This is a genomic window from Euzebya sp. (genome assembly GCF_964222135.1).
Taxonomy (GTDB): domain Bacteria; phylum Actinomycetota; class Nitriliruptoria; order Euzebyales; family Euzebyaceae; genus Euzebya.
In genome coordinates this window covers 21,544-47,829 of the sequence record NZ_CAXQBR010000003.1, presented here as the reverse complement: position 1 = coordinate 47,829, position 26,286 = coordinate 21,544, and the positions used below count along the sequence as shown (strand labels likewise).

Below are 26,286 nucleotides of genomic sequence, written 5' to 3'. Positions count from 1 at the left end.
GCGGGAGCGGGGGCCCTTTGCCCATTCTTTGCCGGGTCGCGCACCGTGCTCGACCGGTCCCCACCTACCGTCTGGATCGATCCGCAGCCGCCCGGCCGGTGGCCGTGCCGCCCTGACGGGTAGGACTGCGCGGCACCACCGCACCGCCCCAACAGAGAAGAGAGGACCCTGCGTGAGCGCCCTCCCGCCTGCCGGCTCCGAGAGCTCGCACGGCGCCCCCCGCGCCACGAGCCCGACGTCGTCCGATCGGGGCTCGTCGTGGCTCGACAGCGACGAGTGGACCGGTGGGCCGAAGCTGCCGGCGGACCGGACACCCCCGTCGACGCCGGCCCCGCCCCGACGCGATGAGGCCTGGGCGCCCCAGCGGGCCGCCGACGGCGGCGCCTGGGAGGCGCCCGGGTGGGGCGCACCCACCGCGGGGTGGGGGCCGACGCAGACCGCGCCGCAGCCGTCCGCCGCGCGCGACGACGGCGCGCTCCCCATCTGGGATCCCGAGCCCTGGACCGGCGACGCGCCCCCGCCACCCAGCACGCCGCCCACGGCGGACGAGGGCGGCGGCCGGCGCGGTGGGACGCTGAAGGCCGTGCTGATCTCGGCGCTGGTGTCGGCGGTCGTCGCCGCCGCGGTGGCGGTACCCCTGACCCTGCGGCTGGCGGACGACCCCGAGGCGCAGACCGCCCAGGTCACCCCGGTGGCCCTGCCCGCCCAGCCGGATGACGAGGACGCCCCCGGCGATGAGGACGGCCCGGTCCAGCCGAACGCGCCGGCGTCGTCCATGACGTCGGACACGATCGCCGAGGTCGCCGAGGCCGTCCTGCCCTCCGTCGCGGTCGTCGAGACCGCGTCCGCGCAGGGCCAGGGCGCCGGGTCGGCGGTGGTGTTCCGCGAGGACGGCTACCTGGTGACGAACAACCACGTCGTCGACGGGGCCAACCAGATCTCGGTGCAGCTCTACGACGGCCGGGTGTTCCCCGCCGAGGTCGTCGGCACCGCCGCCACCTTCGACCTCGCCGTGCTGCAGATCGAGGCGACCGACCTGATCGTCCCGGGCTACGCCGAGGACGACCCGCGGGTCGGCGAGACCGCCATCGCGATCGGCGCGCCGTTCGGGTTCGGGTCGACCGTGACGTCGGGGATCGTGTCGGCGCTGGGCCGCCAGCTCGTGGACCCGGCGAGCGGCAACCCGCTGACCGACCTGGTGCAGACCGACGCGGCCATCAACCCGGGCAACTCCGGCGGTGCGCTGGTCAACGCCGCGGGCCAGGTGATCGGCATCAACACCGCGATCGTCGGCGGCGGCACGAACGACGGCGTCGGCTTCGCGGTCCCCACGTCGAGCGTCGTCAGAGCGGCCGAGCAGCTCATCGACCAGGGGTTCGTGGAGTACGCGCAGCTGGGCGTCGGCGCGAGCAGCACCGGCGTGACCCCCCAGCTGGCCGAGCAGCGGGGGCTGGACACCCCGTCGGGCGCGCTCGTCGGGCAGGTCAACCCCGGCTCGAGCGCCGACCAGGCCGGCATCGTCGACGGCGACATCATCATCGCCATCGATGACGAGGCGATCGGGGACTTCGGCGACCTCGCCGCCGAGATCCGCGGGCGCGACCCCGGTGACGTGGTCGTCCTCGAGGTCGTCGGCGCCGACGGCGAGCCGCGTGACGTCGAGGCCACCCTCGACGGCGTCCGGACGAACGACTAGACGACATGAACGACTAGACCACCCCGACGCACCGGCCGGCGCCCCTCCCCCCGTGGGCGCCGGCCTCGTGCTGTCCGGGCCCGGTCCACGGGCGCGCGGTCCACGGCCCCCCCCCCCGGGCACGGTCCACGGTCCGCGGTCCAGGGCGGACCACGGCCCCCGGGCACGGTCCCCGGGCACGGACCACGGGCACCCCGGGCACGAATCGACTCCGTAGAGCGGGGTCAGTCCACGTGGTGGAGTCGATCCGTGCGCGTCCGCCCTGGTCAGGACCACCACCGAGCCCGCGACGGAGTCGATGTGTGGGAACGCGGAGTCGATCTGTGCCCTGGGGTGTTCCCTCCTACGACCCGCCTCCTACGACCTGGTCGTCGCGACCCCGTCGTCCACGGCCCGATCCACCACGCCGGCCAGATCCACGACCTCGTCGGCGAACGCCTCCGCCGTCGGCGGGACGCCGGCGCGGACCAGTGCTCCCCGCAGCAGGCGGCGGAGCGCAGGGTCGGACCCCTTCCCCTCCTGCGCCGCGGCCTCGTCCCACGCGACGATCAGGTGGTTGAGGTCGCGGGACGACAGCTCGGGCAGGAGCTCGAGCACCCGGAGGTCGACGGTCCGCGCATCCGACCCGTCGTCGACCGCGTAGGCCCGTACCACGTTGGCGACCAGGCACCCGCCGGGCCCGTCCTCCCAGGACCCCGCGACGAGCGGCAGGTCCTCGCGATCGGCGATCTCGGCGAGCGCCCGCTGGGCCGCCGGCGGCAGGTCGGCGATGGCGCTGGCGAGGCGGGCCTCCGGCCCGACGGTCGCGTGGAGGCGGACGGTCTTGCGCATGCGGTCACCTCGGTGCTCGAGCGGTGGTCGCCACGCTACCCCCGTCCCCGGACGACCGCCCCCGGACGCCACCCCGCTATCCTGCGGCCCGGCATGGGCGACGACACCGACTCCGACACACCGACGACCGGCACACCGACGACCGGCGCACCGAGGACCGGGGGCTCCGACACCTCCGGCATGGCGGTGCGGGTCACCGCCGACCGGATCCTCTGCGGGATCGACGACGGCGGGGAGCGGCGGTCGCGCGGCGGGATCCTGATCCCCGCCACCGCGGCGTCGAAGGACCGACACGGCGTCTGGGCCGAGGTGATGGAGGTCGGCCCGCTCGTCCGGACCACCTCGACCGGGGACAAGGTGCTGTTCCTGCCGGACAGCGCGATCGAGGTCGACGTCAACGGCACCGGCTACCTGATCGTCCGCGAGCGCGACGTCCACGCGATCGCGTCGGCCGAGCGCGAGGCCGGCAGCACCGGGCTGTACCTCTAGGAGCGACCCACCTCTAGGAGCGAACATGGCGGCACCCCGCGCGTCCTACGCGATCATCCTCCGCGTCCAGCTCGGCGCCGACCCCACCGCGCTCGGGCGTGCCACGACCGCGGTCGGCGAGGCCGGCGGCGCGGTGACGGCCGTCGACATCGTCGAGTCCCACCCCGACGGCATGACCGTCGACATCACCACCAACGCCGGGGACGTCGACCACGCCGGCGTGATCCGGGCGGCCGTCGATGCGGTGGAGGGGGCCGCGGTCCACAAGGTCAGCGACCGAACGTTCCTGATGCACCTCGGCGGCAAGCTCGAGGTGCGCTCGCGGATCCGCATCAAGACCCGCGACGACCTGTCGCGGGCCTACACGCCCGGCGTGGCGCGCGTGTGCATGGCGATCGCGGACAAGCCGGAGGACGCACGCCGGCTGACGATCAAGCGGAACACCGTCGCGGTGGTCACCGACGGCTCCGCCGTGCTGGGGCTCGGCAACATCGGACCCGAGGCCGCCATGCCGGTGATGTAGGGCAAGGCGGTCCTGTTCAAGGAGTTCGCCGACGTCGACGCCTGGCCGATCGCGCTGGCGACGCAGGACCCCGAGGAGATCATCGCCATCGTCACCGCGCTGGCGCCCGGGTTCGGCGGCATCAACCTCGAGGACATCGCCGCCCCGGGCTGCTTCGAGATCGAGCGGCGGCTGCGCGACAGCCTCGACATCCCGGTCTTCCACGACGACCAGCACGGCACCGCGGTCGTGACGCTCGCCGCGCTGACCAACGCGCTCCGCGTCGTGGACAAGGACCTGGCGGCCGTGCGGATCACGATGGCCGGCGCCGGCGCCGCCGGTGTGGCGATCGCCAAGATCCTGACCGACGCCGGCGCCACCGACATCGTCATGTGCGACCGCGACGGCGCCATCCACCGCGGCACGGCCGACCCGCACAAGGCCTGGGCCCGCGAGCGCACCAACCCCCGGCAGGCGTCGGGGTCGCTGTCAGAAGTCCTCGTCGGGAGCGACGTGTTCATCGGGGTCAGCGGCCCGAACATCCTCTCGGGCGACCACATCGCGACGATGGCGGACGACGCGATCGTCTTCGCGATGGCGAACCCCGACCCGGAGGTCGACCCGGTCGCCGCGGCCGCGCACGCCGCGGTGGTCGCCACTGGGCGCAGCGACTACCCCAACCAGATCAACAACGTGCTCGCCTTCCCCGGCATCTTCCGCGGGGCGTTGAACGCGAAGGCGACCGACATCACGGAGTCCATGCAGGTCGCCGCCGCCGAGGCGATCGCCGCCGTCGTCACCGACGACGAGCTGCACGCGAACTACATCATCCCGAGCGTCTTCAACGCCGACGTCGCTCCGGCCGTGGCGGCCGCGGTCGAGCGGGTCGCCAAGGAGGAGGCCGTCACCGCCGAGGTGGCCGACGACGTCCCGGCCTGAGCCGCGACCGTGGCCCACCGGGTCACCTGTCCGGTGGCCGGCCGGGGGCGGACCTGCTCCGCCGGCAGCACCACGACGCGCTCGTCGCTCGGCGCCAGCGCCAGCACCGCCGCGGTGCGCCCGGGCTGGCCGGCCAGGCCCTCGACGACGTCCCAGGCGGCGAGCGCCGACGCGGGGAGGTCGGTGCTGAGCAGACCCTCGCGGCGCAGGTCGTCCGCCCACACCAGGACCGCCGAGATCCCGTAGACCACCCCGCCGAGCTCCCAGTCGGCGACGTCCGGCAGGGCCACCTCGGGCACGCCCGCCGCTGACACGGCGAGGTCGTCCGCCACGTCCGCGGAGGCGCGCAGGGCTGCCAGCCAGCCGAGCGATGCCCCGGCGGCGGCGAGCAGCTCGTCGGCGTCGACGGACAGCACACCCATCTGGTGCGCGGCGGCGGTCTCGGCGCGGATCGCCTCGATCGTGGCGCACAGCGACACGGCGCCCACCAGCGGGATCGTCGGGGAGGAGAACGTCATGGCACACCACCTGGGACCGTGCCCTCGCACGGCGAGAAGGGGCGTCCGGTGCCCGCCGAGTGCCCGTTCCGTGGGTCTGCTCACCCGGAGTGATCGGCACCGCCGCGGCGGACTTGAGCACCGGAGGTGGTGGTCGACCGCGAGCCCCGCGCTACCCTCCCACGGACGTGGGACTGCCAGCCAGCAACCGGAAGAACGTCACGTACCGGCGTGGGAAGCGGATCCGGCTGCCCGACGTCCCGGGGATCACGCACGAGCGGCGCTGGTGGGACCAGGACCTGGTCGTCGCGGGTGTCGACGAGGTCGGTCGCGGCGCCTGGGCGGGACCGGTCACCTACTGCGCGGTGGTGCTCCCGTCGGACCGGCGGATGTACAAGCTGCGGGACTCGAAGCAGCTGGACCCGGCCCGCCGCGAGGAGCTCGCGGCGCGGATCCGGACGTTCGCCTTGGCGGTAAGCCTCGGCGAGGCCAGCAACGCCGAGATCGACGCCCTGGGGATGAGCGCGGCGATGCGTCTGGCCGCCCGCCGGGCGGTGGCGGGGCTCTGCGTCGAGCCCGACGTGCTGCTCCTCGACGGGAACTGGGACTTCATGTCCGGGTGGCGCACCCACAACGAGCGCATCGTGCACGGGGACGCCCGGTCCGCCTCGATCGCCGCCGCGTCCATCGTCGCGAAGGTCACCCGCGACGCCCACATGGCGAGCGCAGCCGACACAGCCCACCCGGGGTACGACTTCTGCTCGAACAAGGGCTACCCCTCCCCCTCCCACCGGGCGGCTCTGGCCGACCTGGGACCTTGCGCGCTGCACCGCCGGTCCTGGGAGCCGATCCGGCGCATCCTCAGCGGCACCACCGACACCCGTGACTAGTCAGGATTGACTGATCACGAATTGCTCGGACTCGGTGTTGGCACCCCTTGCTGCTGACGGCACACTGGGGCATCCGGGGCCCCAGGGCGCCCCGACCAGCCCGGCGGAGAGTTGACTGCGCTCTCCGCCGGGCTTCTCCCTTTCTGCCCGGGTCCGCCCGAAATGACTAGGTCCGGGAAGGATCCACCCCGTCTACCATCGCCGGGTTCAGCACCTGTGACGAGGACGACGTCGATGCGCCTGTACGACACCCGGACCCGCGCCGTGGACACCTTCATCGCCGCGGCCACGGTCCGGCTGTACGTCTGCGGCATCACGCCGTACGACTCAGCGCACCTGGGTCACGCGTTCGTGTACACGACCTTCGACGTGCTCATCCGCCGCCTGGAGGCCCGCGGGCACCGGGTCGTCTACGTGCGCAACGTCACCGACGTCGACGACGACATCCTCCGGACCGCTCGCGAGCGGGATGTCAACTTCGAGGTCCTCGCGCGCTCGGAGGCCGCGGCCTTCGACGTCAACCTCCGCCGCCTCGGGCTGCGTGAGGCCGACGTGATCCCCTACGCCACCGAGACCGTCCCGGCGATGGTGACGACGGTCGGCGGGCTGCTCGACCGCGGACTCGCCTACGCCCTCGGCGACGGTCGCGTGTACGCCGACACCGGGGCGATGGACGGCTTCCTCAGCTTCTCCCGCCTGGACCGCGACGAGGCGCTGCGGCAGTTCGCCGAGAAGGGCGGTGATCCCGAGGCCGAGGGCAAGCGGGACGCGCTCGACTTCCTGCTGTGGCAGCCGTCGTTGCCCGACGAGCCGTCGTGGGAGGCGCCGTGGGGCCGGGGCCGACCGGGATGGCACCTCGAGTGCTCGGTGATGGCGACCGAGCACCTCGGCCCCGTGATCGACATCCACGGCGGCGGCAGCGACCTGGTGTTCCCCCACCACGAGGCGGAGATCCTCCAGGCCGAGGGGTTGACCGGCCAGGCGCCGTTCGCCCGTGTGTGGATGCACGTCGGCATGGTCGGGCTGGACGGGACCAAGATGTCGAAGAGCCTCGGCAACCTCGTCTTCCTGGGCGACCTGCTCGACCGCCATGACGCCGACGCGGTCCGCTACCTGCTGCTCAGCCACCACTACCGCAGCGAGTGGGACTACACCGAGGACGAGATGGAGCTCGCAGCTGCGGCGGTGAAGGGCTGGGACGCCGCGCCCGACGGCGACCCCGCGGCGGCCGAGGACCTGCTCGCCGCGGTCGGCGCACGGCTCGACGACGACCTCGACGCCCCCGGCGCGCTCGCGCTGATCGACGCCGCGGCGGGCGATGGTGAGGGGTGGGCCGCACGCGCGGCGGCGGCCAGCCTGGGCTTCGGCGGCGGTGGCGCGGGCCGGGTGGGCGCCGACCGTTAGCCGTCCGTTAGAGCCGGCCCGTACGGTGCCGGCATGCGACGCGGCACCCGTGCACCGACCACCACGGCCCTCCTCCTGGTGGGGCTCCTCTGCTCGGCCCTGCCGAGCCAGGCGACGTCCCCGGGGTCCAACGGTCCGTTCCTGTTCTCCAGCACCGACACGACGGGCATCGCCACCGTGGGCGCGGACGGCACGATCACGGAGCTGACCGAGGGGTCCGCGATCCACGCCGAGATCTCACCCGACGGCAGGACCGTGCTGCACACCGGCACGACCGACAGCCGGGACATCAGCATCGTGTCGCTGGCCGGGGGTCCCACGCAGGTCCTGGTGCCGCGCGGTGGGGCCGGCGGTCGACCCGACGTCAGCTGGTCACCGGATGGCTCCCGCATCGCGGTCGCTGACGGCAGCGTCCTCACGGTCTACGACGCCGACGGCACCAACCCGCAGGTGCTGTACGACGCCGCGGGCGACCCGACGTTCAGCACCGACATCGATGCGGTGCTGTGGACCCGGCTCGACGAGATCTTCGTCCTCGAGCGCTTCCGCGAGGAGGGTGTCCGCATCGACGCCGCCACCGGCGCGGTCACCGCGCTCGAGAGCCCCACCGAGCTGCGCTTCGACACCCAGTACGGCGTCGACAGCTCGCCGGACGGCCAGCAGCTGGCGATCACCTGCACCGACGATTCGGCGGACGCCGTCGTGGGCGTGTGCATCCTGGGGCGCGACCTCGGCGTCATCCGCTACATCCCGCCCTCCGTGGCCGGGGTGCCGCGCATCGACAAGCCGGTCTGGAGCCCCGACGGCACGCGTACCGCCTTCGTCGGGGTGGACTTCGCCGCCGACGTGGCGCGGCTGTACACCGCCACCCCCGAGGGCACCGGGGTCCAGCAGGTCGCGGACCTGCCGCCCGACTCCCGGTTCCAGGGCAACGTCGCGACGTTGCAGTCCTGGGCCAGGGTGCCGGACACGCCACCCACCCCGCTCGAGGATCCACCGCCCCCGCCGACGAACGCCCCGCTGGCCTGCGGTGGGTTCGACGGCGACCCGGCGACGACCGAGCGGGCGGACTTCACCGATCCGGTCGCGTACGCGGTGGCGGTCAGCCAGGCGCGGTTCGGCTGCGACGGCAGCGACCTGCCCAACGCCGTGGTGCTGTCCCGCGACGACAACTTCGCCGACTCACTCGTCGGGGCGGCCCTGACCGGCGACCGGCCGCTGCTGTTCACCCAGACCGACACCCTGCCGTCGGAGACCCGCACGGAGATCGACCGGCTGCTCGACCCCGGTGACACCGTCTACATCCTGGGAGGGAACGCCGCGATCTCCGACGCGATCGAGGAGGAGCTCGACCTCGACTACGTCGTCGCCCGCCTCGAGGGCCCCTCCCGGGTCGAGACCTCCGTCGAGGTGGCCGAGCTGGCCGTCGGGACCGCCCCGGCCCGCGGGACCGACGTCACCACCATCGCGATCGCCCGGGCCGGCGGCCCGGCCGACAACCCGACCGCCGCCTGGGCCGACAGCGTGTCGGCCGGGGCGTGGACGGCCGCGGACGCCATCCCCACCGTCGTGACCGACACCGCGTCGCTGCACCCCGCGGTCGCAGACTTCATCGAGGGGCTCGACGACCTCGAGCGCACCGTGCTGCTCGGCGGTGAGGCGGCGCTGTCCGCCGCCGTCGCCGACGCGGTCCCGAACCCAGTGCGCATCGCCGGGGACAGCCGCGACGCCACCGCCCAGGCGATCGGCGCCGAGCTGATCGGCGACGCCGAGGACGGCACCCGCCAGCTGGTCGTCATCAACGGCTACCGCGCGGACGGCTGGACCTTCGGCCTGCCGGCGGCCGGCCTGGCCGCCGACGCGGATGCCGCGATCGCGCTGGCGCAGGACCCGGTGCCACCCGCGACCCTCGAGATGGCGTGCGCACCAGCGGACGTGGACCTCCTGCTCGCCGGTGGCCTCGGCGTCCTCACCGAGGCGGTCGCCGCGCAGCTCGACGACGCCCCCGGGTGCTGACGTGATGCGCACGACGACGGCCCGCCGCCGGACCGCGACGATCCTCGTGGGGGTGCTGGTGATGACGGCGGCGGCGGTCGCCCCGTCCGAGGCGCAGGTCCCCCTCGGGTTCCAGATCGGCTGGAGCGACTTCGGCAGCCACCACCTCGTCAACCCGGACGGCACGGACTCGGTGCAGCAGGGGCCGGCCCGCGGTGGCGACTTCGACTGGACCCCCGACGGCCTGTACCTGGTGTACGTCGACGGCGGGACCACGGTCCTGCAGAACCCGGACGGCGCGACGTTCCCGATCGACGGCGTCGGCGGCGGCCCCGAGCTGTCTCCCGACGGCAGCATGATCGCCCACACCGCGTTCGACGCCGACACCCAAGAGGACGTCGTCCACATCATCGACACCCAGGGCAACCTCCTGGCCCGGGTTGAGCCGGCCGGGCGGCAGCCGACCTGGTCCCCAGACGGCACGCAGATCGCGTTCGCCAGCCGTGAGGAGTTCACCCGGGGATGTCCGGGCGACACCCGCAACCCCGAGAACCGGACCACCGACGACTTCAACCCCCACGGCCTGCGGGTCGCCGACGTCCCGTCGAACCTCGGCGCCGGATCGCCCGCGACCCTCGGGTCCTCGTGGCTCGTGCAGCCCTCGACGTCCGTCGGTGAGGAGTACGCCTGGTACGAGGGCCTGAGCGATCCCGACTGGGGACCGGGTGGCGAGATCGTCTTCTTCGGCTCCTTCGAGACCCGCGAGTTCGACCCGAACGACGGCAGCAACTTCGGCAGCTGCGTCAGCGGCAACGACCCCGAGGAGGACGACACCGACGTCCTGGTCGTGTCCGAGGGCGGCGGGGCGATCACCAACCTCACCGAGGGCGCGGAGTGGATCGGCGGCGAGTTCCCGACGGCCCCGGCGGACCTGAACCCCTCCTTCTCACCCGATGGGGAGTGGATCGCCTTCGCCTCGGACCGGAACACGCCGCGGGACGGCGGGGTCCACTCGCTGTGGCGGATGCGCGCCGACGGCTCCTCCCCCGAGCTCGTGCTCGCCACCGAGCGCGTGGACGAGACGGACTGGCGCTCGGTCATCCCCGGCGCGGAGAGCGTCCGGATCGAGGCGCTCGATCCCGACGCCGGCGAGGTCGGCACGTCGGGCACGAACGGGGGGAACTTCACGATCGAGCGGACGGGGGTGACCGACGGCGACCTCGAGGTCTCGATCCGCGTCTCCCCGGAGAGCACCGCGGTGGCGGGTGAGGACTACGTCGCACTGCCCACGTCGGTGACGATCCCGGACGGCACGAACCTGGTGAACCTGATCGTCGCGCCGATCCCCGACGACGTCGACGAACCCGCGGAGACCGTCGTCGTCGAGATCACCGATGGCGACGGGTACATCATCGGCGACCCGCGGCAGGCGACGGTGACGATCGCCGACGCGAGGACGTCGCGCGAGGAGGCGATCGAGTACGCCGCGCAGCTCGCGCTCGCGCGGTTCGAGGACGCAGACGGGACGTTCGCGGGTGCGGGTCGCCAGCGGGCCGCCGGGGCCGTCCTGGCCCGCGTCGACGTCTTCGCCGACGCCCTCACCGGGTCGGTGCTGACGGGCGACGCGCCCATGCTGTTCACCGCGCAGGACGCGCTCGCACCCGCCGCGGCGGCGCAGCTCCAGCGGACCCTGACCCCCGGTGCCACCGTCTACCTGCTGGGCGGCGAGGCGGCGCTCAGCGGTGCCGTCGAGCAGGCCGTGGCCGACCTCGGCCTCAGCCCACGACGCCTGAGCGGCCCGACGCGGATCGAGACCGCGGTCGCGATCGCCGACGAGGCCGTCGCCCGCGGTGGCGGGACCACGGTGGGGGTCGCGCGTGCGTTCGGCCCGGAGGGCAACCCGACCGCGGCGTGGGTCGACTCGGTGGCCGCAGGCGGGTGGGCGGCCGACACGCAGAACCCGATCCTGCTCGTGCCCGGTGACGCCGATGCCCTCCCCGAGCCTGTGCAGGCCTTCCTCGACCGGTCCGATCACGACGCGGCCGTCGTCCTCGGCGGCGACGCCGCGGTCAGCCCCGCGATCGCCGACTCGATCGAGGCGACCCGCGTCGGCGGACAGACCAGGTTCGACACGGCGGCGCAGATCGCCGCGCAGCTGTGGCAGGCCCCCGGGCCGGAGCGCCTGGTCGCCAACGGCACGGAGGGGGATGCGTGGAACTACGCCCTCGCCGCCGCCGGCCTGTCCGCCGACGCCGACGCACCCCTGCTGCTGACCACCGTCACCTCCCTGCCCCCCGAGACCGACGCCGCCCTGTGCGCGACCGGCACCCGACAGCGCCACGAGGTGATCGGCCCCCTGCGGCTGGTGACCCAACCCGTCCGCGACGCCCTGGCATCCCCGTGCTGACCTCCCTGGAGAACGACATGACCCGCCCCCGTCCGCTGCTGATCGTCCTGACCTGCCTGCTGCTCACCCTGCCGGTCGCCCCCGCCGCCGCGGTCGCGCCCGGTGAGAACGGTGAGATCGTCGTCCTGGCCCAGGACCCCGCCGACTCGCGCTTCCAGACCGTGGTCGCCGTGGACCCGGCGACCGGGGACCGCCGTGAACTGGTCCCGCCGAACATCATCGACTCGGTGGCGGTCTCGCCTGACGGGACGGCCGTCGCCTACACGTTGCAGCGGAACCTGTACGTCCAGCCGCTGGGCGGGACGACCGACGACCGCGAGTTGCTCGTCCAGCTCGACGCCGCCACCTACGCCCTGGAGTGGTCGCCGGACGGCAGCGAGATCCTGGTGGTCGACGGCGAGACCTTCACCGCGCACCCGGTGGACGGCAGCGCGCCCCGGGTGCTCGCCCCGAACCGGCAATCCGGTGGCCAGTTCACGTACCAGTCGGTGACCTGGACGTCGCAGGACCAGATCGTGGCCATCGAGCTGTCGGCGATGCTCATCATCGATGCGGCCACGGGGGAGTCCCGGATCGTGGACCCGGAGGAGTCCCCCAACGCCCAAGGGCTGGGCGTGGACGCCAGCCCCGACGGGTCGCAGCTGGTGTTCGCGTGCGTGCAACCGGACGACAACTCGTTCAGCCTGCGGCTGTGCATCACCGGGCTCGACATGGTCGTGCAGCGCACGGTCGACCTGAGCGATGTCGATGTCGAGCCGGCACACCCGGCGTTCTCGCCCGACGGCACCCAGGTCGCGTTCATCGGTCCCGCCCGGGCGGACGACGCGATGCTGTACGTGACCCCGATCGCCGGGGCCGGGACGCAGGCGCTCGGCGCCGTCGGTGGGCTGGGGATCAGCCCGGAGTGGGCCGTGGCCGGCGGGGGCACGCCACCGCCGCCGCCGGCGTCGGAGGAGCCGCTGGCCTGCGGCGGATTCGACGGCGACCCGACGACCACCGAGCGGGCGGACTTCGCTGACCCGATCGCCTACGCCGTCGCGGTCAGCCAGGCCCGCTTCGACTGCGACGGCAGCCGCGCCGCCGCCCACGTCGTGCTCTCCCGCGACGACGCCTTCGCCGACTCCCTCGTCGGCGCCGCCCTCACCGGCGACGGCCCCCTCCTGTTCACGCGCACCGACACCCTCCCCGACGCCACCGCCACCGAGATCGACCGGCTCCTCGACGACGGCGGCACCATCTACCTCCTCGGCGGCACCGCAGCGATCAGCCAAGCCGTCGCCGACCAGCTGACCGACGCCGGCCACGACGTCCAGCGCCTCGCCGGCCCGTCACGCGTCGAGACCTCCGTCGCCGTCGCCACCGAGGTCCGCACCCTCGGCGACGACGCCGGCATCCTCGCCATCGCCCGCGCCGGCGGCCCCACCGACAACCCCACCGCCGCCTGGGCCGACTCCGTCACCGCCGGCGCCTGGACCGCAGCCGACGCCGTCCCGACCGTCGTCACCGACACCGCCTCGCTCCACCCCGCCGTCGCCGACTTCATCGCCGACGCCCAACCCGACAAGACCTTCCTCCTCGGCGGCGAGGCCGCCCTCTCCCCCGCCGTCGCCGACGCCGTCCCCAACCCCACCCGCATCGCCGGCGCCAGCCGCGCCGGCACCGCCCAGGCCATCGCCACCCAGCAGATCGGCCCGCCCGACGACGACACCCGCGAGCTCGTCGTCATCAACGGCTTCCGCGAGGACGGCTGGCTCTTCGGCCTCCCCGCCGCCGGCCTCGCCGCAGACACCCACGCCCCCATCGCCCTCGCCCAAGACCCCCTCCCCCCGGAGACCACCACCATGGCCTGCAGCCCCGACACCATCGACATCCTCCTCGCCGGCGGACTCGACGCCCTCCCCGACGCCGTCACCGACCAGCTCGACGCCGCCCCCGGGTGCGCGGCATGACGCCCGCCCCGGCGATCGCACTCCGGCGTGCCGGTGCGCTCCTCGGCGCGCTGGTGCTCGTCCTGCTCGTGCTCCCCGACGTCGCGGGCGCCGCGAACCCGGGGCCGAACGGCGAGCTGTTCCTGACCCGTGACACCGACGGCAACGGGGCGACCACCCCGGGGCTGATCGCCGTGACCCCCGGAGGTGCGGAGCGGGCCATCGGGGCCGAGCCCGGGCCGGGCTTCAGCCCCGAGGTGTCCCCGGACGGCCGGGAGCTGCTCATCAGGACGCCCGGGGACGGGCTCAGCCGCATCTCGACCGCCGGCGGTCCGGTCATCGAGGTGGTGCCCGCGGGCCGGGCGGCCCACCAGGGCGCCTGGTCACCCGACGGCAGCCAGGTGATCTACCTCGACCTCCAGGCCGGGTGGAGCGTCATCGGGATCGACGGCACCGGTGCGCGGCCGCTGAACCCGGCGACGAGCGCGGGCGCCCACGACATCACCTGGTCCACCGACGGGTTCGCCTACCAGGCCGAGGGGCGCCGGATCGTCCGGATCGACCCCGCGACGGGCACCGCGACGGAGATCGGTGTCGAGGGCGTGCAGATCCTCGAGGACTTCGGACTCGACTCCTCCCCCGACGGCGCCAGCCTCGTCGTCGCCTGCTACGTCGACACCGACACGTCGGACCCGAGCACCTGCATCCTCGGGACCGACGGCGGGTTGCGGCAGGTCATCTCCCCGGACGACCGGTTCCAGCGCGACCCGCTGTTCTCGCCGGACGGCACCCGCGTCGCGTTCTCCATGGAGCGACCGGACTTCAGCGCCGCCGACATGTGGTCCACGGACCTCTCCGGCGGCGACCTCCGCCAGATCTCCTCCGACGGCGCGGCCACGTCCTGGGGCCGCGCACCCGAGACCCCGCCGACGCCGCTGGAGGAGCCGCCACCACCGCCCACCGAGGCGCCGATCGCCTGTGGCGGGTTCGACGGCGACCCGGCGACGACGGAGCGGGCGGACTTCACCGACCCGATCGCCTACGCGGTCGCGGTCAGCCAGGCCCGCTTCGACTGCGACGGCAGCGACGGCGCCGCCCACGTCGTGCTGTCCCGCGACGACGCCTTCGCCGACTCCCTCGTCGGTGCCGCCCTCACCGGACGTGGGCCGCTGCTGTTCACCGAGACCGACACCCTGCCGGACACGACCGCCGACGAGATCCAGCGACTGCTCGACGACGGCGACCCGATCTACCTCCTCGGCGGCACCAGCGCCATCAGCCAAGCCGTCGAGGACCAGCTGACCGCCTTCGAGGTGCGCCGCCTGGCCGGCCCCTCACGCGTGGAGACCTCGGTGCGCGTCGCCGAGGAGGTCATCGCCCTCGGGGCCGACGGCGACACCGTGGCGCTCGCGAGAGCCGGTGGACCCGCTGACAACCCCACCGCCGCATGGGCCGACAGCGTGTCGGCCGGCGCGTGGACCGCGCTGCGGGCCATCCCGACGGTGGTGACCGACACCGCGTCGCTGCACCCCGCGGTCGCGGCGTTCCTCGACGCCACCGGCCCGTCGGCGACCGTCCTGCTCGGCGGCACCGCCGCCCTGTCGCAGGCCGTCGAGGACGAGGTCCCCGGCCCCCAGCGGATCGCCGGTGACAGCCGCGACGCGACCGCTCAGGCGATCGCCGACGAGCTGCTGGGATCAACGGACGACGGCAACCGCCAGCTCGTGGTCATCAACGGCTACCGGGCCGACGGGTGGCTCTTCGGCCTCCCCGCGGCCGGGCTGGCCGCCGACGCCGGCGCCGCGATCGCCCTCGCCCAGGACCCGGTCCCACCCGCGACCCTCGAGATGGCGTGCTCGCCGGCGGACGTCGACCTGCTGCTGGCCGGCGGGCTCGGCGTGCTCAGCGACGCCGCTGCGACCCAGCTGGACAGCTCCGGGGCGTGCTGAGCCGCACCGGTCGGGGACGATCGCGCCGATCCTCGCCGTCAGGCGAGGGAGGCCCCGATCGCGCCGAACCTCGTCGCGGCGCGATCAGGCGCGGGTTAGCGGCTTGTACTTGATCCGGTGGGGGCGGTCGGCGTCCTCGCCGACGCGCTTCTTGTAGTCCGCGGCGTACTCGGAGTACGAGCCGGGGTACCAGACGACCTGGGAGTTGCCCTCGAAGGCCAGCATGTGGGTGGTGATGCGGTCGAGGAACCAGCGGTCGTGGCTGATGACCACCGCGCAGCCGGCGAAGTTGACCAGCCCCTCCTCGAGGGACCGGAGCGTGTCGACGTCGAGGTCGTTGGTCGGCTCGTCCAGCAGCAGCAGGTTGCCGCCCCGGCGGAGCAGCTTGGCCAGGTGGATGCGGTTCCGCTCACCGCCCGAGCACTGCCCCACCTTCTTCTGCTGGTCCGGGCCCTTGAAGTTGAACTGGCCGCAGTACGCGCGGCCGTTCACCTCACGACCGCCGATCTCGAGGATGTCGTTGCCGTCGGTGATCTCCTCGAACACCGTCTTGTCGGCATCCAGCGCATCCCGGGTCTGGTCGACGTAGGCCAGGTCGACGGTCTCGCCGACGCGGAGGGTGCCGTCGTCGGGCTTGTCCTCGCCCACGATCATGCGGAACAGCGTGGTCTTGCCGGCGCCGTTCGCGCCCACGACCCCGACGATGCCGCCGGGCGGCAGGCTGAAGGTCAGGTCCTCGATCAGCAGCCGGTCCTCGTAGCCCTTGGACACGTGGTCGGCCTCGACGACCACGTCACCCAGGCGGCCGGTGTGCGGGATCGCCATCTCGATGTCGCCGTCACGGGCCTGGCCGCCTTGGCTCAGCAGCGCCTCGTACGCCTGGATGCGTGCCTTCGACTTGGCCTGGCGGGCCTTCGGGCTGGCGCTCACCCACTCGAGCTCGTGGGCCAGGGTGCGCTGCCGCTTGGACTCGGTCTTCTCCTCCTGGCGCAGGCGCTCCTGCTTCTGGGCGAGCCAGCCGGAGTAGTTGCCCTCGAAGGGGTGGCCCTTGCCGCGATCGAGCTCGAGGATCCAGCCGGCGACGTTGTCGAGGAAGTAGCGGTCGTGCGTGATCGACACGACCGTGCCGGGGTACTCCTGCAGGAAGCGCTCGAGCCACGCGACGGTCTCGGCGTCGAGGTGGTTCGTGGGCTCGTCGAGCAGCAGCATGTCGGGCTTCGAGAGCAACAGCCGGCACAGCGCGACGCGGCGGCGCTCACCCCCGCTCAGCGTCGTGACGTCCGCGTCGCCCGGCGGGACGCGGAGGGCGTCCATGGCGATCTCGATGGTCCGGTCGAGGTCCCAGCCGTCAGCCGACTCGATCTTGTCCTGGACGTCGGCGAAGCGGTCGTAGACCTTCTGCATCTCGTCGTCGGAGAGGTCCGGGTCGGCCATCTTCGCCGACAGCTCGTCGAACTCGTCCAGCAGGGCGACGACGTCACCGAGCCCGCGGCGGATGTTGCCGAGGACGTCGGTGTCCGTGTCGAGCTGCGGCTCCTGGGGCAGGTAGCCGACCCGGACGCCGTCGGCGGCCCACGCCTCCCCCTCGAACTCGGTGTCGACCCCGGCCATGATCCGCAGCAGGGTCGACTTGCCCGCGCCGTTCGGACCGATGACGCCGATCTTCGCGCCCGGCAGGAACGACAGCCAGATGTTGGAGAGGATCTCCTTGGACGGGGGCACCAGCTTGGTGAGCCCCTTCATCACGTACACGTACTCAGCCATGGCGGCCAAGGCTATGGGTCGTGCACGCGATGAGCAGTGGCTACGCGGTCGTGACCGGGTCGCTCGCGGGGGGCGCGGTCGTGGTGACGTGCTGGGCGACGTCGCGGATGCCCATCCCGATCAGGATGAACAGCAGCCCGACGGCGATCGCCATCGCGGCGACCCCGTAGGCGACGATCGAGGTGAACAGCGACGACTGCAGGAACGCGGAGTTCTGCGCCACCTCGCGGAGGGGGTCCTCCCGGTCGAGCTCGGCGTAGGTCAGCCCGCCGGTGGACTCGAGGGTGTGCTCCTGGATGATCTCGGCCTGGCAGTACGCGGTGAACGGCCCGGCGACGGTGTTGCCGGGCAGGCACGCGTCGTCGGGGGTGACGATGTTCTGCTCGCGGAGCGTGCTGCTGACCAGGATCATCGTGGCGATCCCTCCGACGATCATCAGCGCGCCGAGCACGATGGATGCGATGGAAGCGGTCTTCCTCATGTCCGGTCCTCCGGTGTCAAGTCGCCTGCCATGATCCTGTTGCACCCGCCGCAGGAGGTCAAACGCCCCACCGCCCCGAGGAGGTCCGACCGTGCCGTTCGTCAGCGGCGACGTCGTCGTCAAGCAGCTGACCAGCTCCACCTGGGAGCTGGTCGAGACCGTCGTCTACCAGGGGCGGGAGGAGACCTTCGAGGTCCCCGCCGGCTTCGTCACCGACTTCGCGTCGGTGCCGCGGGTGTTCACCTGGCTGCTCCCCCGCTACGGGACCTACACCCGAGCCGCGATCCTCCACGACTGGTTCTGCGACACCGGCGTGGTCAGCCGCGCGGACGCCGACGGGCTGTTCCGCCGCATGATGCGCGAGCTCGGGGTGTCGGTCGTGCGGCGCTGGATGATGTGGGCTGCGGTCCGGGCCGCGTCGCACCTGCGGGGCGCGTCGCCGCAGGAGGTCGGCTGGTTCGCCCTGGTGGCTCCGCCCGCCGTCGTGTTCCTGGCCGTCCCCGCCCTGGTCGTGCAGCTCTGGATCGTGCTGTTCTGGCTCGTCGAGCTGCTCGCCTGGGTCCTCCGGCGGACGTTCACCCGGACGCACGTCGAGCGCCCCCACCTCGAGAGCCGCGCCTGAGCCGGGCACGGTGCGGTCAGCGAGCCAGCGCCCGCAGCGGTGCCCAGGCCTCGGGTGGGGTGGTGTGCAGGTCGTACAGGCCGCCGCCGATCGCACCCGACTCCTGCACCGCCCGGACGAACGACTCCACCTCCGGCAGGGCGTTCGCGATGCCGCCGGCCAGGTGCACGGGGTGGTCGGGGTCGCCGATCAGCTCGCGGACCCGCGTGACGTTGTCCCGGTTCCACTGCAGGGTGATCGCCGCGTCGCTGCCCCGGTAGCTCGAGTAGCTCATGGGCACGGTGACGTCGTAGGTCGCCGCCAGCTCGGCGTAGGGGAAGTCCCGCCACCACCGCGGGTTGATCTCGAGCTGCAGGGGCGGCAGGACGATGGCGGCCATGGGGTACCCCCACCCCGCGTGGGCGCGGAGCTCCTCGGACAGCTGCAGCAACCGGCGGGTGCGGGCCATGTGGAAGGCCACGTCCTCCACCTCGATGTCCAGCCCGAACGCGTCCGCCCGGTCGCCGCGCGGGGTGGTGAACTCGATCGCCGCGATGGCCCGTGCCCGATCGCGGTCCAGGTCCTCGAAGTCCGGGATCGTCCACAGCACGACCTGCATCCCGTGGTCGTGGGCCAGCTCGATGGTCCGGGCGATGCGGGCGGGGTCGTGGACCAGCCCCTCGGTCGACTCCCGCGCGGTCTGGACGAAGAGGGTGTCCACGCCCTCGGCGGCGGCGATGCCGACCTGCTGGTCGGCGGTGAGCTCGGTGTCGTAGGTGTCGAGCCACGGCGACAGCCCGCGGAACGGCTGGAGCACGTCGGGGGTGACCTTGCCGGCTTCCGAGGCGGCGTGGGCGGCGGCCACGTCCGCCGCCTTGTGCAGCGGGTCGACCGACGCGGGCGCGATGGGGTCCTCCACGAGGCGCTGGACACCGGCACCGCTGCTGGCGAGGACCAGCGCGACCAGCACGACGGCGGTCAGCCAGCGGGGACGTCCGCCCGCACGATCAGGCTCCGCGCCACCTGCCATCTCCTGACTGTACGGCGCCGCCGTGGGGGACGCCGACGCCGGTCGGCTCAGATGGCGAACGCGGTGCCCCCGGCCAGCGTCAGCAGGTCCGCGATCACGATCGCGGCGGCCATGCCGACGGCCACGAGCCCGCCCCGCCGTGCGTGCAGCGCCATCACGACCACCAGGCCGAACAGGGCCACGACCGCCGCCTGCTGGGCGGACAGCAGGAAGTTCTGGCCGGCGAAGAGGAAGGAGAAGATCTCGAGCGGCCCGAGCGCCAGGGTGATGACGGGTGCGAAGACCCACCACCGCTCCCCCATCCCCGCCTGCGGGAGCTGCTGGCTGGCCAGCGCGAACATGCCGGCCAGGCCGGCGGCGGGGATGAGCGACGCGACGGAGGTCCCGGTCAGCAGGAGCAGGACGGTGGCGACGACGCCGGTGCCGACGCAGGCGATGCCCGCCTGGCGGACCAGGGTCGGCTGGAGCTCGCTGATCGGGCGGAAGGCGTACTCCGCTCGGCGGACGAGGAAGATCGCCAGGACCGCCAGCGACGCCCAGCGCAGCAGGAACCCGACGACCGCGCGCGCGGGGATGACCTCCACGAGGAGGTCGACCCGGCCGCCGCCGACGACCTCGCCGACCGCGACCGCGCCGGCGAAGACCGCGGCGATCCCGAAGCCGAGCGCGAGGGCCCCCACCCCACCGGTGAGCAGACCCGAGAGCGCCTCGCCCCGGTAGCGCATCAGGAACAGCGGCATGCCGGCGATCAGCACCCCGTTGACGATCAGGATCAGCACCCACGACATCACGGTGTTCGCGAACAGCGTGGGCAGCGCCTCGACGAGCAGGTTGACCAGCGCGGGTCCGATGACGTATAGGGCGGCCGCCAGGAAGAAGTCGCTCCGGGCGTCCTCGGCAGAGAGGTACATGTCGTCGGGGAGCGTACCTGCGCGTCCCGGCGCCAGAGCGCGTGCGGTGCCGCGTGCGATGCTGGACCCATGAGCCAGGCCAGCGCCTCCATCGTCGTGATCGGCGACGAGATCCTCGGGGGGTTCGTCCACGACACGAACTCCCACTGGCTGGCCGGCCGGCTCCAGGACCTCGGCATCCCGCTCGACCGGGTGCAGACGGTGCCGGACACCCTGGCGGCGATCGACGAGGCGCTGCGCCTCGAGCTGGCCCGCAGCCGCCCGCGCCTGATCATGACGTCGGGGGGGATCGGGTCGACGCCGGACGACGTGACGATGGCGGGCGTGGCCGCCACCCTGGGCGTGGGCCTCGAGGTCGACGACGACATCGACGCCGCCATCACCCGCGCGCTCGAGTGGACCGCCGCCCAGGGCGTGGCGGTGACCGACGCGCACGAGCGGGCGATGCGGCGCATGGCCGAGGTGCCGGCCGGCGCGTACCTGCTGGCCGGCGCCCGCGGCGTCGCGCCGGGGGTCGCCGTCGACGTGGACGGCGGCCTAGCCGGCGGCGGCGCCACGATCGTGATCCTGCCGGGCATCCCGGGTGAGCTGCGGCGCATCTTCGACACCGGCGTCGCCGCCGAGCTGCTCACCGGCCTCGGGTCGCCCCAGCACGTGGTCGAGCTGACCCACCCGTACCCCGAGTCGACCCTGAACCCCCTGTTCGACCGCCTGGTCGAGGAGTTCGACGACGTGCACCTCGGCTCGTACCCCGGCAACCCGTGCACCGTCCGGTTGAAGGGCGCCCGCCCGCGGGTGGAGGCGGCCGCCGACCTGGTCCGCGACCACCTGGCGGCGCTGGAGGGGGACCCGAGCTCCACCCGGCTGCGCGAGGCCTGGGCCGCGCGCTGGACCGGGTGACCCGACCGGGGTGATCCGACCGGGGTGATCCGACCGGGCGTCGTCACACCGCCTGGGTAGCCTGGCCGACCATGGCCGGCGCTCCTGACCGTCACGCGATGTTCCTCCACGCCCACCCCGACGACGAGTCGTCGAAGGGTGCGGCGACGATGGCCCGCTACGCCGAGGAGGGTGCCCGCGTCAGCGTCGTCACCTTCACCGACGGCGGGCAGGGCGACATCCTCAACCCGGCGCTCGCGGACGAGCCGGGCATCCGCGAGAACATGGTCGAGATCCGCAAGAAGGAGCTCGCCGAGGCGCTCGGCGTGATCGGGGTGACCGACCACTTCGACCTCGGCTTCCCCGACTCGGGCTACGTCGAGGAGTTCTCCGGCGACGGCTGGTCGCCGTCCGCGGACCTGCCCGCCGACTGCTTCTACAACGTCTCCCTCGACGAGGTCGTCCAGCGCCTGGTGCCGATCATCCGCGAGACCCGGCCGCAGGTGCTGGTGACGTACGACGAGAAGGGCGGCTACCCCCACCCGGACCACGTGCGGACCCACACCGCCACGATGCGGGCGTGGCAGGCCGCGGCCGACCCGGCCGTCATGCCCGACGCGGGGCCGGCGTGGCGGGCCTCGAAGGTCTACTACCACCTGACCTTCACCTACCGGCGGCTGTCCCGGCTGCTCGAGGTCGCCGAGGAGCGGGGGATCGAGACGCCCTACCGCGAGTGGCTGGACCGCTGGGACCCGACCAAGCCGGAGCGCATCTCCACCTCGATCCACGTGGCCGACCACCTGGGCGCGCGGAGCGCCGCGCTGATCGCCCACCGCACCCAGGTCGACCCCGACGGGCTGTGGTTCTCGATCCCCGACGACGTCGTCCGGGAGGTCTACCCCTACGAGGACTTCCAGCTCGCCTACTCGGAGGTCTGGACCGCCAAGCCCGAGTCGGACCTGTTCGCCGGGCTGTGACCGGGCCGCGGTCCGGGCGTCACTTGATGCCGCTGGTGGCGACGTTCTCCACGAAGTAGCGCTGGGCCAGCACGAACACGGTGACGGGCACCGCGATGGCGATCATGACGCCCGCGAAGATCAGGTTCGGCGTGTCCGCCGCGCGGCCGCCGAGCTGCTGGAGGGACAGGGTCAGCACGTGGTTCTCGGTGTTGCCGGCGTTGATGACGATGAACGGCCACACGAAGCTGTTCCAGGCGTAGAGGAACATGAACGTGGCGAGCGTCGCGATCGCCGGGGTGGACAGCGGCACGAAGATGCGCCAGAGGATCGTCCAGCGGCTGGCCCCGTCGATGACCGCCGCCTCCTCGAGCTCCACCGGGATGGAGACGAAGAACTGCCGGATCAGGAACGTCCCGTAGGCGTTGAACACGAACGGGAAGACGAGGGCCGCCAGCGAGTCCACCCAGCCGAGCGCCACCATCACCTGGTACAGCGGCACGATCAGGATCACGAACGGCACCATGATCGAGCCGATGTAGACGAGGAACAGCGCGTCGCGGCCGGGGAAGCGGATCCGCGCGAACGCGTAGCCGCCCAGCAGGGACGTCAGCACCGTCCCCACGACCACGAGGACGGTGACCAGCACCGTGTTCGACAGCGACCGGCCGAGCGCCTGCTGGTCGAGGACCTCGGTGTAGTTGGCCGGCCGCGCGGTCACGTCCTCCACCTCCTCGGCGGTGCGGATCGTCGCGGTGACGGTGTCCGCCGGGTCGTCGGGGAGCGCGAAGCGCCCCTCGCCGCCGCCGATCCCCTCCACCAGCCCGCGGACCTCGCCGTCGATGCGGAACAGCGGGACCTCATCACCGCCGACCTCGGCCGTGGCCTGGGCGTGCGGCAGGATCCGCGGGGGGTAGCGGAAGATGTCGTCGCGCGCCTTCAGCGACGACCCCGCGACCACGGCGAACGGGAACAGCATCACCAGCCCGACGAGGGTCAGCACGACGTACAGGCCGATGCGGCGCCAGCCGCTGACGGGCCGCATCACGCACCCTCCACGTCGGCGCGCTGACGGCGGAACTGCACGAACGTGAACGCGAAGATCAGCAGGAACAGCACCCAGGCGACCGCGGAGGCGTAGCCCTGGCTGAACCGTCGGAAGCCCTGGTCGTAGAGGTAGACGACCGGTGTCAGGGTCGCGTTCTGCGGCCCGGCCCCGATCGGGGTGTAGGTCGGGAACAGCACGACCGCCTCGCCGAAGAGCTGCAGCGCGAGGATGCCGGTCGAGGCCACCACGAAGAAGGTGGTGGGTGCGAGCTGGGGCAGGGTGATGTGGCGGAACCGCTGCCAGCGGGTGGCGCCGTCGATCATCGCCGCCTCGTGCAGGGTCCGGTCGATCGACTGCAGCCCGGCGAGGAACAGCACGGTGTTGAAGCCGGTGTACTGCCACGCGAAGACGATGACGAGGCTGATCATGGCCAGCCCGTCGTCGCTCAGCCACTGCGGCTGGCCGGCCGCCACGTCGGGGAGCAGCGGGATGGCGCTCCACGCCCGCGCGGCGACGTCGAGCAGGTGGTTGACCCAGCCCACCGTCGCGTTGAACAGCTGCCGCCAGATCAACGCGACGGCCACCACGCCGGCGATGGACGGCACGAAGTACAGGGCGCGGAAGGCCTTGATGCCCGGCGCGTCGGAGTTGAGCAGGCTGGCGAGGAAGAGGGCGGGGATCACCGACAGCGGCAGTGCGAGGGCGGCGAAGACGAGGATGTTCCGGATCGACGTCCAGAACAGGGGGTCCTGGGCGCCGACGACGATGTCGCCGATCCGGAGAACCTCGGCGTACCCGTCGAGCAGGACGTCGGCGGCCCGCTGCCCCTCCCCCACCGTGGCCACGGTCAGCGACACGATGCGGACGTAGTTGTCGAGCCCGAGGAACACCGGTTCGGCGAACGCGTCCCACTCGTTCAGGCTCATCCACAGGCTGAACAGCAGGGGACCTGCGAAGAACGCGAGGAACCCGAGCAGGTTCGGGCTGACGAACAGCAGCCCCGCCAGGGCGTCGTCGCCCCGCGTCGTGGCGCCGAGGTGCCGGGCGACGTCGGCGTGCCGGGTCCGCACCGCCGCCAGGGCGCTGACCGCCGCCAGGGTGAGGAGGCCGAGGCCCGTCGGGGTCGCCACCCGCCCGGCGAAGGTCACGAGGCCGGGGAGCGCCCCGACCGCGATGAGCATCGCGCCGACCGCCGTCACGGCGACCCAGCGCGCGACGGCGCGCGTCCGCTCCCAGGTGGTGGCCGCGTACGCGACGACGGCCAGCGCGCCGAACGGCACGCCGCGGGCGAAGGACCCGCCGAGCGCGTCGAGCCCGGTGAGCACGTCGGTGACCTGCAGCAGGGCAGCCGTCGCCGCGACGAAGGTGAGGTAGTCGACGACCACCGCGGCGACCATCCCGGCCTGGCGGCGGCGCGCCAGGCCGATCACCGCGACCAGGTCGCCGATGACGACGGCCGACAGGGCGGTCAGCACGCCTGCCGCCGGGCCGCCCGTGACGGTCGACCCGGCGGTGACCGCCACCGCGGCCGCCACGGCCGCGACGCCGTGCGCGAGGTGCCATCCGATGAGGATGGCCACCCAGCGCGGCGCTGGCAGGGTTCGGGCCAGCACCTGCGACGCGGTCGTGGCGGTCATGGACGTCCGGGTGGGTCGTCGTGGAGGCTAGAAGGTCGCATCGAGCGGGTCGCAGGCGGTCGCCTGGAACTCCTCGAGCGACAGGTCCCCGGCGACCAGCGCCTCGATCTGGGGGGCCAGTGCGGCGTCGAACGCGGGCCAGTCGCCGTCCCACAGCGGTCCCTCGGCGACGGGGTCCTCGCTGATGCCGTCGATGAACGCCTGGTTGTTCTCCGGCGGCGTGAAGGTCAGGAAGGTGTCGATGACCTCCGGGTCGTCGGTGCGCGAGGGGATGTTGGCGCCGAGCTCGGCGATCGTCCCCTGCACCTCCGGGGAGGTCAGGCGGGTGACCAGCTCGAAGGCCTCGTCGGGGTGCTCGGTGTCGGCGTTGACGACGTACGCGCCCCAGAACAGCCAGTTGGAGGGGCCGCCGGGCCCGTCGGGCAGCTTGACGACGTCCCAGTCGAACGTCGCCGACGACCGGGTCCCCGGCGTCGCCCACCGGCCGTTCATGAACATGCCGACCTGGCCGGCGAGGAACGGCGGCTCGGCGTCCTCGCCGTAGGGGACCGCCAACCCGTCCTGGTAGAGCTGCGTCATGAACTCGAGCCCCTCGACGGCCTCGGGCGAGTCGACGGCGCAGGCCGTGCGGTCCTCGGTGAAGAAGGACCCGCCGGCGGCGTTGATCCAGTAGCCCGGGTTGGCCCACCAGTTGTTCATGCCGAACCCGTAGATCTGGTCGTCGAGGGCCGTGACCGCCTCGGCCACCTCCCGGAAGGCCGTCCAGTCCCACTCACCGGCCTCGGCCAGCTCGCGGGGGTCATCCGCGCCGGCCTCGGCGATCAGGTCCAGGTTCAGGTACAGCGCGAAGGTGGACACGTCGCGCGGCAGCCCCCAGAGGGCCGCGTCGCCGCCGTCGGGGTTGACCGTCAGGAGCTCCATCACCTCGGCGGAGTACGCGTCGTCGCCGGCGTAGGCGTCGCTCGAACCGGCCAGGTCCCGCAGGTCCATGATCAGTCCGCGGGTGGCGAAGTCGGCGATGTCGGTGCCGGGGATCCAGAACACGTCCGGGGCGGTGCCGGCGGCGAGCTCGGTGCGGAGCACGTCCTGGTAGGACGACGTCTCCGACCCGCCCGGCTCGTACTCCAGGGTCGCCGCGTCCCATCCCTCGTCGATGGTCTGGCTCACCTCGGAGTACACGTCGATCTCGGCCTGGTTGTCCGGTCGGGTCCGCCAACGGAGTGTGATCTCCTCGCCGTCCCCGCCCGCGTCGGGAGCCGCGTCGGCCTCGTCCTCCTCGGTGGGCTCGTCACCCGCGGCCTCGTCACCCGCGGCGTCCTCGGATGCGCCTGCGGCGGCGTCCTCGGGCGGGTCCTCGACCTCCTGGCCGCACGCGGCGGCCAGCACGACCAGTGCCAGCAGCAGCGCTGCGGCGGTGCGGTATCGGCTCATCTGTCTCCCTCCTCGTCCGCC

At 73.1% G+C, this 26,286-nt stretch carries 20 protein-coding genes and 1 pseudogene; 12 read left to right on the top strand and 9 right to left on the bottom strand.

Annotated elements, in window-relative coordinates:
• Window positions 1-172 precede the first annotated feature (172 nt).
• Window positions 173-1,696: a trypsin-like peptidase domain-containing protein gene (locus ACEQ2X_RS00990; RefSeq protein ID WP_370323870.1), complete on the top strand. Its 1,524-nt coding sequence runs from the start codon at window positions 173-175 to the stop codon at window positions 1,694-1,696.
• A 357-nt stretch (window positions 1,697-2,053) separates the two neighbouring features.
• Here the strand turns inward: ACEQ2X_RS00990 and ACEQ2X_RS00985 are convergent, their stop codons facing one another.
• Window positions 2,054-2,527: a hypothetical protein gene (locus ACEQ2X_RS00985; protein ID WP_370323869.1), complete on the bottom strand. Its 474-nt coding sequence runs from the start codon at window positions 2,525-2,527 to the stop codon at window positions 2,054-2,056.
• A 180-nt stretch (window positions 2,528-2,707) separates the two neighbouring features.
• Between ACEQ2X_RS00985 and ACEQ2X_RS00980 the strand changes: the two genes are divergently transcribed.
• On the top strand, window positions 2,708-3,016 hold the full coding sequence (locus ACEQ2X_RS00980; RefSeq protein WP_370324056.1) for a co-chaperone GroES: 309 nt from the start codon (window positions 2,708-2,710) through the stop codon (window positions 3,014-3,016).
• Window positions 3,017-3,041: 25 nt separating this feature from the next.
• A pseudogene (locus tag ACEQ2X_RS00975) lies at window positions 3,042-4,457 on the top strand (NAD-dependent malic enzyme).
• Here ACEQ2X_RS00975 and ACEQ2X_RS00970 read toward each other — a convergent pair.
• Window positions 4,340-4,975, bottom strand: coding sequence for a hypothetical protein (locus ACEQ2X_RS00970; protein WP_370323868.1), 636 nt, complete (start codon window positions 4,973-4,975; stop codon window positions 4,340-4,342). The pseudogene ACEQ2X_RS00975 and the gene ACEQ2X_RS00970 overlap by 118 nt on opposite strands.
• Window positions 4,976-5,142: 167 nt before the next feature.
• Here ACEQ2X_RS00970 and ACEQ2X_RS00965 point away from each other — a divergent pair, with 167 nt between their 5' ends.
• The 6 genes from ACEQ2X_RS00965 to ACEQ2X_RS00940 all read left to right on the top strand — a co-directional run bounded on the left by ACEQ2X_RS00965 (window position 5,143) and on the right by ACEQ2X_RS00940 (window position 15,527).
• Window positions 5,143-5,844 (top strand): ribonuclease HII, encoded by a 702-nt coding sequence (locus ACEQ2X_RS00965; protein WP_370323867.1) that lies wholly within the window; start codon window positions 5,143-5,145, stop codon window positions 5,842-5,844.
• 234 nt (window positions 5,845-6,078) lie between these two features.
• Window positions 6,079-7,248 carry a class I tRNA ligase family protein gene (locus tag ACEQ2X_RS00960; protein ID WP_370323866.1) on the top strand — a complete coding sequence of 390 codons (1,170 nt, stop codon included), beginning with the start codon at window positions 6,079-6,081 and terminating at the stop codon, window positions 7,246-7,248.
• A 33-nt stretch (window positions 7,249-7,281) separates the two neighbouring features.
• Complete coding sequence (locus ACEQ2X_RS00955) at window positions 7,282-9,264, top strand: cell wall-binding repeat-containing protein (protein ID WP_370323865.1); 1,983 nt, start codon at window positions 7,282-7,284, stop codon at window positions 9,262-9,264.
• A gap of 4 nt (window positions 9,265-9,268) precedes the next feature.
• Window positions 9,269-11,650 (top strand): cell wall-binding repeat-containing protein, encoded by a 2,382-nt coding sequence (locus tag ACEQ2X_RS00950; RefSeq protein WP_370323864.1) that lies wholly within the window; start codon window positions 9,269-9,271, stop codon window positions 11,648-11,650.
• 17 nt (window positions 11,651-11,667) lie between these two features.
• Entirely contained in the window at window positions 11,668-13,599 is a 1,932-nt protein-coding gene (locus tag ACEQ2X_RS00945) for a cell wall-binding repeat-containing protein (RefSeq protein WP_370323863.1), read from the top strand.
• The gene (locus tag ACEQ2X_RS00940; RefSeq protein WP_370323862.1) at window positions 13,596-15,527 is read left to right on the top strand and encodes a cell wall-binding repeat-containing protein; all 1,932 of its coding nucleotides are present in this window, start codon (window positions 13,596-13,598) and stop codon (window positions 15,525-15,527) included. The genes ACEQ2X_RS00945 and ACEQ2X_RS00940 overlap by 4 nt, the downstream gene beginning before the upstream one ends.
• Before the next feature lie 84 nt (window positions 15,528-15,611).
• On the opposite strand, the gene ettA is transcribed toward ACEQ2X_RS00940, so the two are convergent.
• Both ettA and ACEQ2X_RS00930 read right to left on the bottom strand, forming a co-directional pair.
• Window positions 15,612-17,291, bottom strand: a complete 1,680-nt coding sequence (ettA, locus tag ACEQ2X_RS00935; protein ID WP_370323861.1) for an energy-dependent translational throttle protein EttA — start codon at window positions 17,289-17,291, stop codon at window positions 15,612-15,614.
• Window positions 17,292-17,331: 40 nt separating this feature from the next.
• A complete protein-coding gene (locus ACEQ2X_RS00930; RefSeq protein WP_370323859.1) occupies window positions 17,332-17,772 on the bottom strand; it encodes an aromatic ring-opening dioxygenase LigA in 441 nt (146 codons plus the stop codon).
• Window positions 17,773-17,863: 91 nt separating this feature from the next.
• On the opposite strand from ACEQ2X_RS00930, the gene ACEQ2X_RS00925 reads away from it, so the two are divergent.
• A complete protein-coding gene (locus ACEQ2X_RS00925) occupies window positions 17,864-18,394 on the top strand; it encodes a DUF1353 domain-containing protein (protein WP_370323858.1) in 531 nt (176 codons plus the stop codon).
• A gap of 16 nt (window positions 18,395-18,410) precedes the next feature.
• On the opposite strand, the gene ACEQ2X_RS00920 is transcribed toward ACEQ2X_RS00925, so the two are convergent.
• Window positions 18,411-19,403, bottom strand: coding sequence for a hypothetical protein (locus ACEQ2X_RS00920; protein ID WP_370323857.1), 993 nt, complete (start codon window positions 19,401-19,403; stop codon window positions 18,411-18,413).
• Window positions 19,404-19,450: 47 nt separating this feature from the next.
• A complete protein-coding gene (locus ACEQ2X_RS00915; protein WP_370323856.1) occupies window positions 19,451-20,314 on the bottom strand; it encodes a hypothetical protein in 864 nt (287 codons plus the stop codon).
• A gap of 69 nt (window positions 20,315-20,383) precedes the next feature.
• Between ACEQ2X_RS00915 and ACEQ2X_RS00910 the strand changes: the two genes are divergently transcribed.
• Complete coding sequence (locus tag ACEQ2X_RS00910) at window positions 20,384-21,214, top strand: competence/damage-inducible protein A (RefSeq protein WP_370323855.1); 831 nt, start codon at window positions 20,384-20,386, stop codon at window positions 21,212-21,214.
• Window positions 21,215-21,285: 71 nt separating this feature from the next.
• Complete coding sequence (gene mca, locus ACEQ2X_RS00905; protein WP_370323854.1) at window positions 21,286-22,170, top strand: mycothiol conjugate amidase Mca; 885 nt, start codon at window positions 21,286-21,288, stop codon at window positions 22,168-22,170.
• A gap of 19 nt (window positions 22,171-22,189) precedes the next feature.
• On the opposite strand, the gene ACEQ2X_RS00900 is transcribed toward mca, so the two are convergent.
• Genes ACEQ2X_RS00900 through ACEQ2X_RS00890 form a run of 3 tightly spaced genes read right to left on the bottom strand, consistent with a single transcriptional unit; the run spans window position 22,190 to window position 26,265 of the window.
• Window positions 22,190-23,194 carry a carbohydrate ABC transporter permease gene (locus ACEQ2X_RS00900; protein ID WP_370323853.1) on the bottom strand — a complete coding sequence of 335 codons (1,005 nt, stop codon included), beginning with the start codon at window positions 23,192-23,194 and terminating at the stop codon, window positions 22,190-22,192.
• The gene (locus ACEQ2X_RS00895) at window positions 23,194-24,834 is read right to left on the bottom strand and encodes a carbohydrate ABC transporter permease (RefSeq protein WP_370323852.1); all 1,641 of its coding nucleotides are present in this window, start codon (window positions 24,832-24,834) and stop codon (window positions 23,194-23,196) included. Before ACEQ2X_RS00895 ends, ACEQ2X_RS00900 begins: the two co-directional genes overlap by 1 nt.
• Window positions 24,835-24,861: 27 nt before the next feature.
• Window positions 24,862-26,265 carry a sugar ABC transporter substrate-binding protein gene (locus ACEQ2X_RS00890; RefSeq protein WP_370323851.1) on the bottom strand — a complete coding sequence of 468 codons (1,404 nt, stop codon included), beginning with the start codon at window positions 26,263-26,265 and terminating at the stop codon, window positions 24,862-24,864.
• Window positions 26,266-26,286: the final 21 nt, after the last annotated feature.

Excerpts from the sequence above, each read along its gene's own strand:
- ACEQ2X_RS00985 (WP_370323869.1), bottom strand. The coding sequence starts at position 2,527 with ATGCGCAAGACCGTCCGCCTCCACGCGACCGTCGGGCCGGAGGCCCGC.
- ACEQ2X_RS00980 (WP_370324056.1), top strand. The coding sequence starts at position 2,708 with ATGGCGGTGCGGGTCACCGCCGACCGGATCCTCTGCGGGATCGACGAC.
- ACEQ2X_RS00970 (WP_370323868.1), bottom strand. The coding sequence starts at position 4,975 with ATGACGTTCTCCTCCCCGACGATCCCGCTGGTGGGCGCCGTGTCGCTG.
- ACEQ2X_RS00960 (WP_370323866.1), top strand. The coding sequence starts at position 6,079 with ATGCGCCTGTACGACACCCGGACCCGCGCCGTGGACACCTTCATCGCC.
- ACEQ2X_RS00955 (WP_370323865.1), top strand. The coding sequence starts at position 7,282 with ATGCGACGCGGCACCCGTGCACCGACCACCACGGCCCTCCTCCTGGTG.
- ACEQ2X_RS00950 (WP_370323864.1), top strand. The coding sequence starts at position 9,269 with ATGCGCACGACGACGGCCCGCCGCCGGACCGCGACGATCCTCGTGGGG.
- ACEQ2X_RS00945 (WP_370323863.1), top strand. The coding sequence starts at position 11,668 with ATGACCCGCCCCCGTCCGCTGCTGATCGTCCTGACCTGCCTGCTGCTC.
- ACEQ2X_RS00940 (WP_370323862.1), top strand. The coding sequence starts at position 13,596 with ATGACGCCCGCCCCGGCGATCGCACTCCGGCGTGCCGGTGCGCTCCTC.
- ettA (WP_370323861.1), bottom strand. The coding sequence starts at position 17,291 with ATGGCTGAGTACGTGTACGTGATGAAGGGGCTCACCAAGCTGGTGCCC.
- ACEQ2X_RS00930 (WP_370323859.1), bottom strand. The coding sequence starts at position 17,772 with ATGAGGAAGACCGCTTCCATCGCATCCATCGTGCTCGGCGCGCTGATG.
- ACEQ2X_RS00920 (WP_370323857.1), bottom strand. The coding sequence starts at position 19,403 with ATGGCAGGTGGCGCGGAGCCTGATCGTGCGGGCGGACGTCCCCGCTGG.
- ACEQ2X_RS00915 (WP_370323856.1), bottom strand. The coding sequence starts at position 20,314 with ATGTACCTCTCTGCCGAGGACGCCCGGAGCGACTTCTTCCTGGCGGCC.
- ACEQ2X_RS00910 (WP_370323855.1), top strand. The coding sequence starts at position 20,384 with ATGAGCCAGGCCAGCGCCTCCATCGTCGTGATCGGCGACGAGATCCTC.
- mca (WP_370323854.1), top strand. The coding sequence starts at position 21,286 with ATGGCCGGCGCTCCTGACCGTCACGCGATGTTCCTCCACGCCCACCCC.
- ACEQ2X_RS00900 (WP_370323853.1), bottom strand. The coding sequence starts at position 23,194 with ATGCGGCCCGTCAGCGGCTGGCGCCGCATCGGCCTGTACGTCGTGCTG.
- ACEQ2X_RS00895 (WP_370323852.1), bottom strand. The coding sequence starts at position 24,834 with ATGACCGCCACGACCGCGTCGCAGGTGCTGGCCCGAACCCTGCCAGCG.
- ACEQ2X_RS00890 (WP_370323851.1), bottom strand. The coding sequence starts at position 26,265 with ATGAGCCGATACCGCACCGCCGCAGCGCTGCTGCTGGCACTGGTCGTG.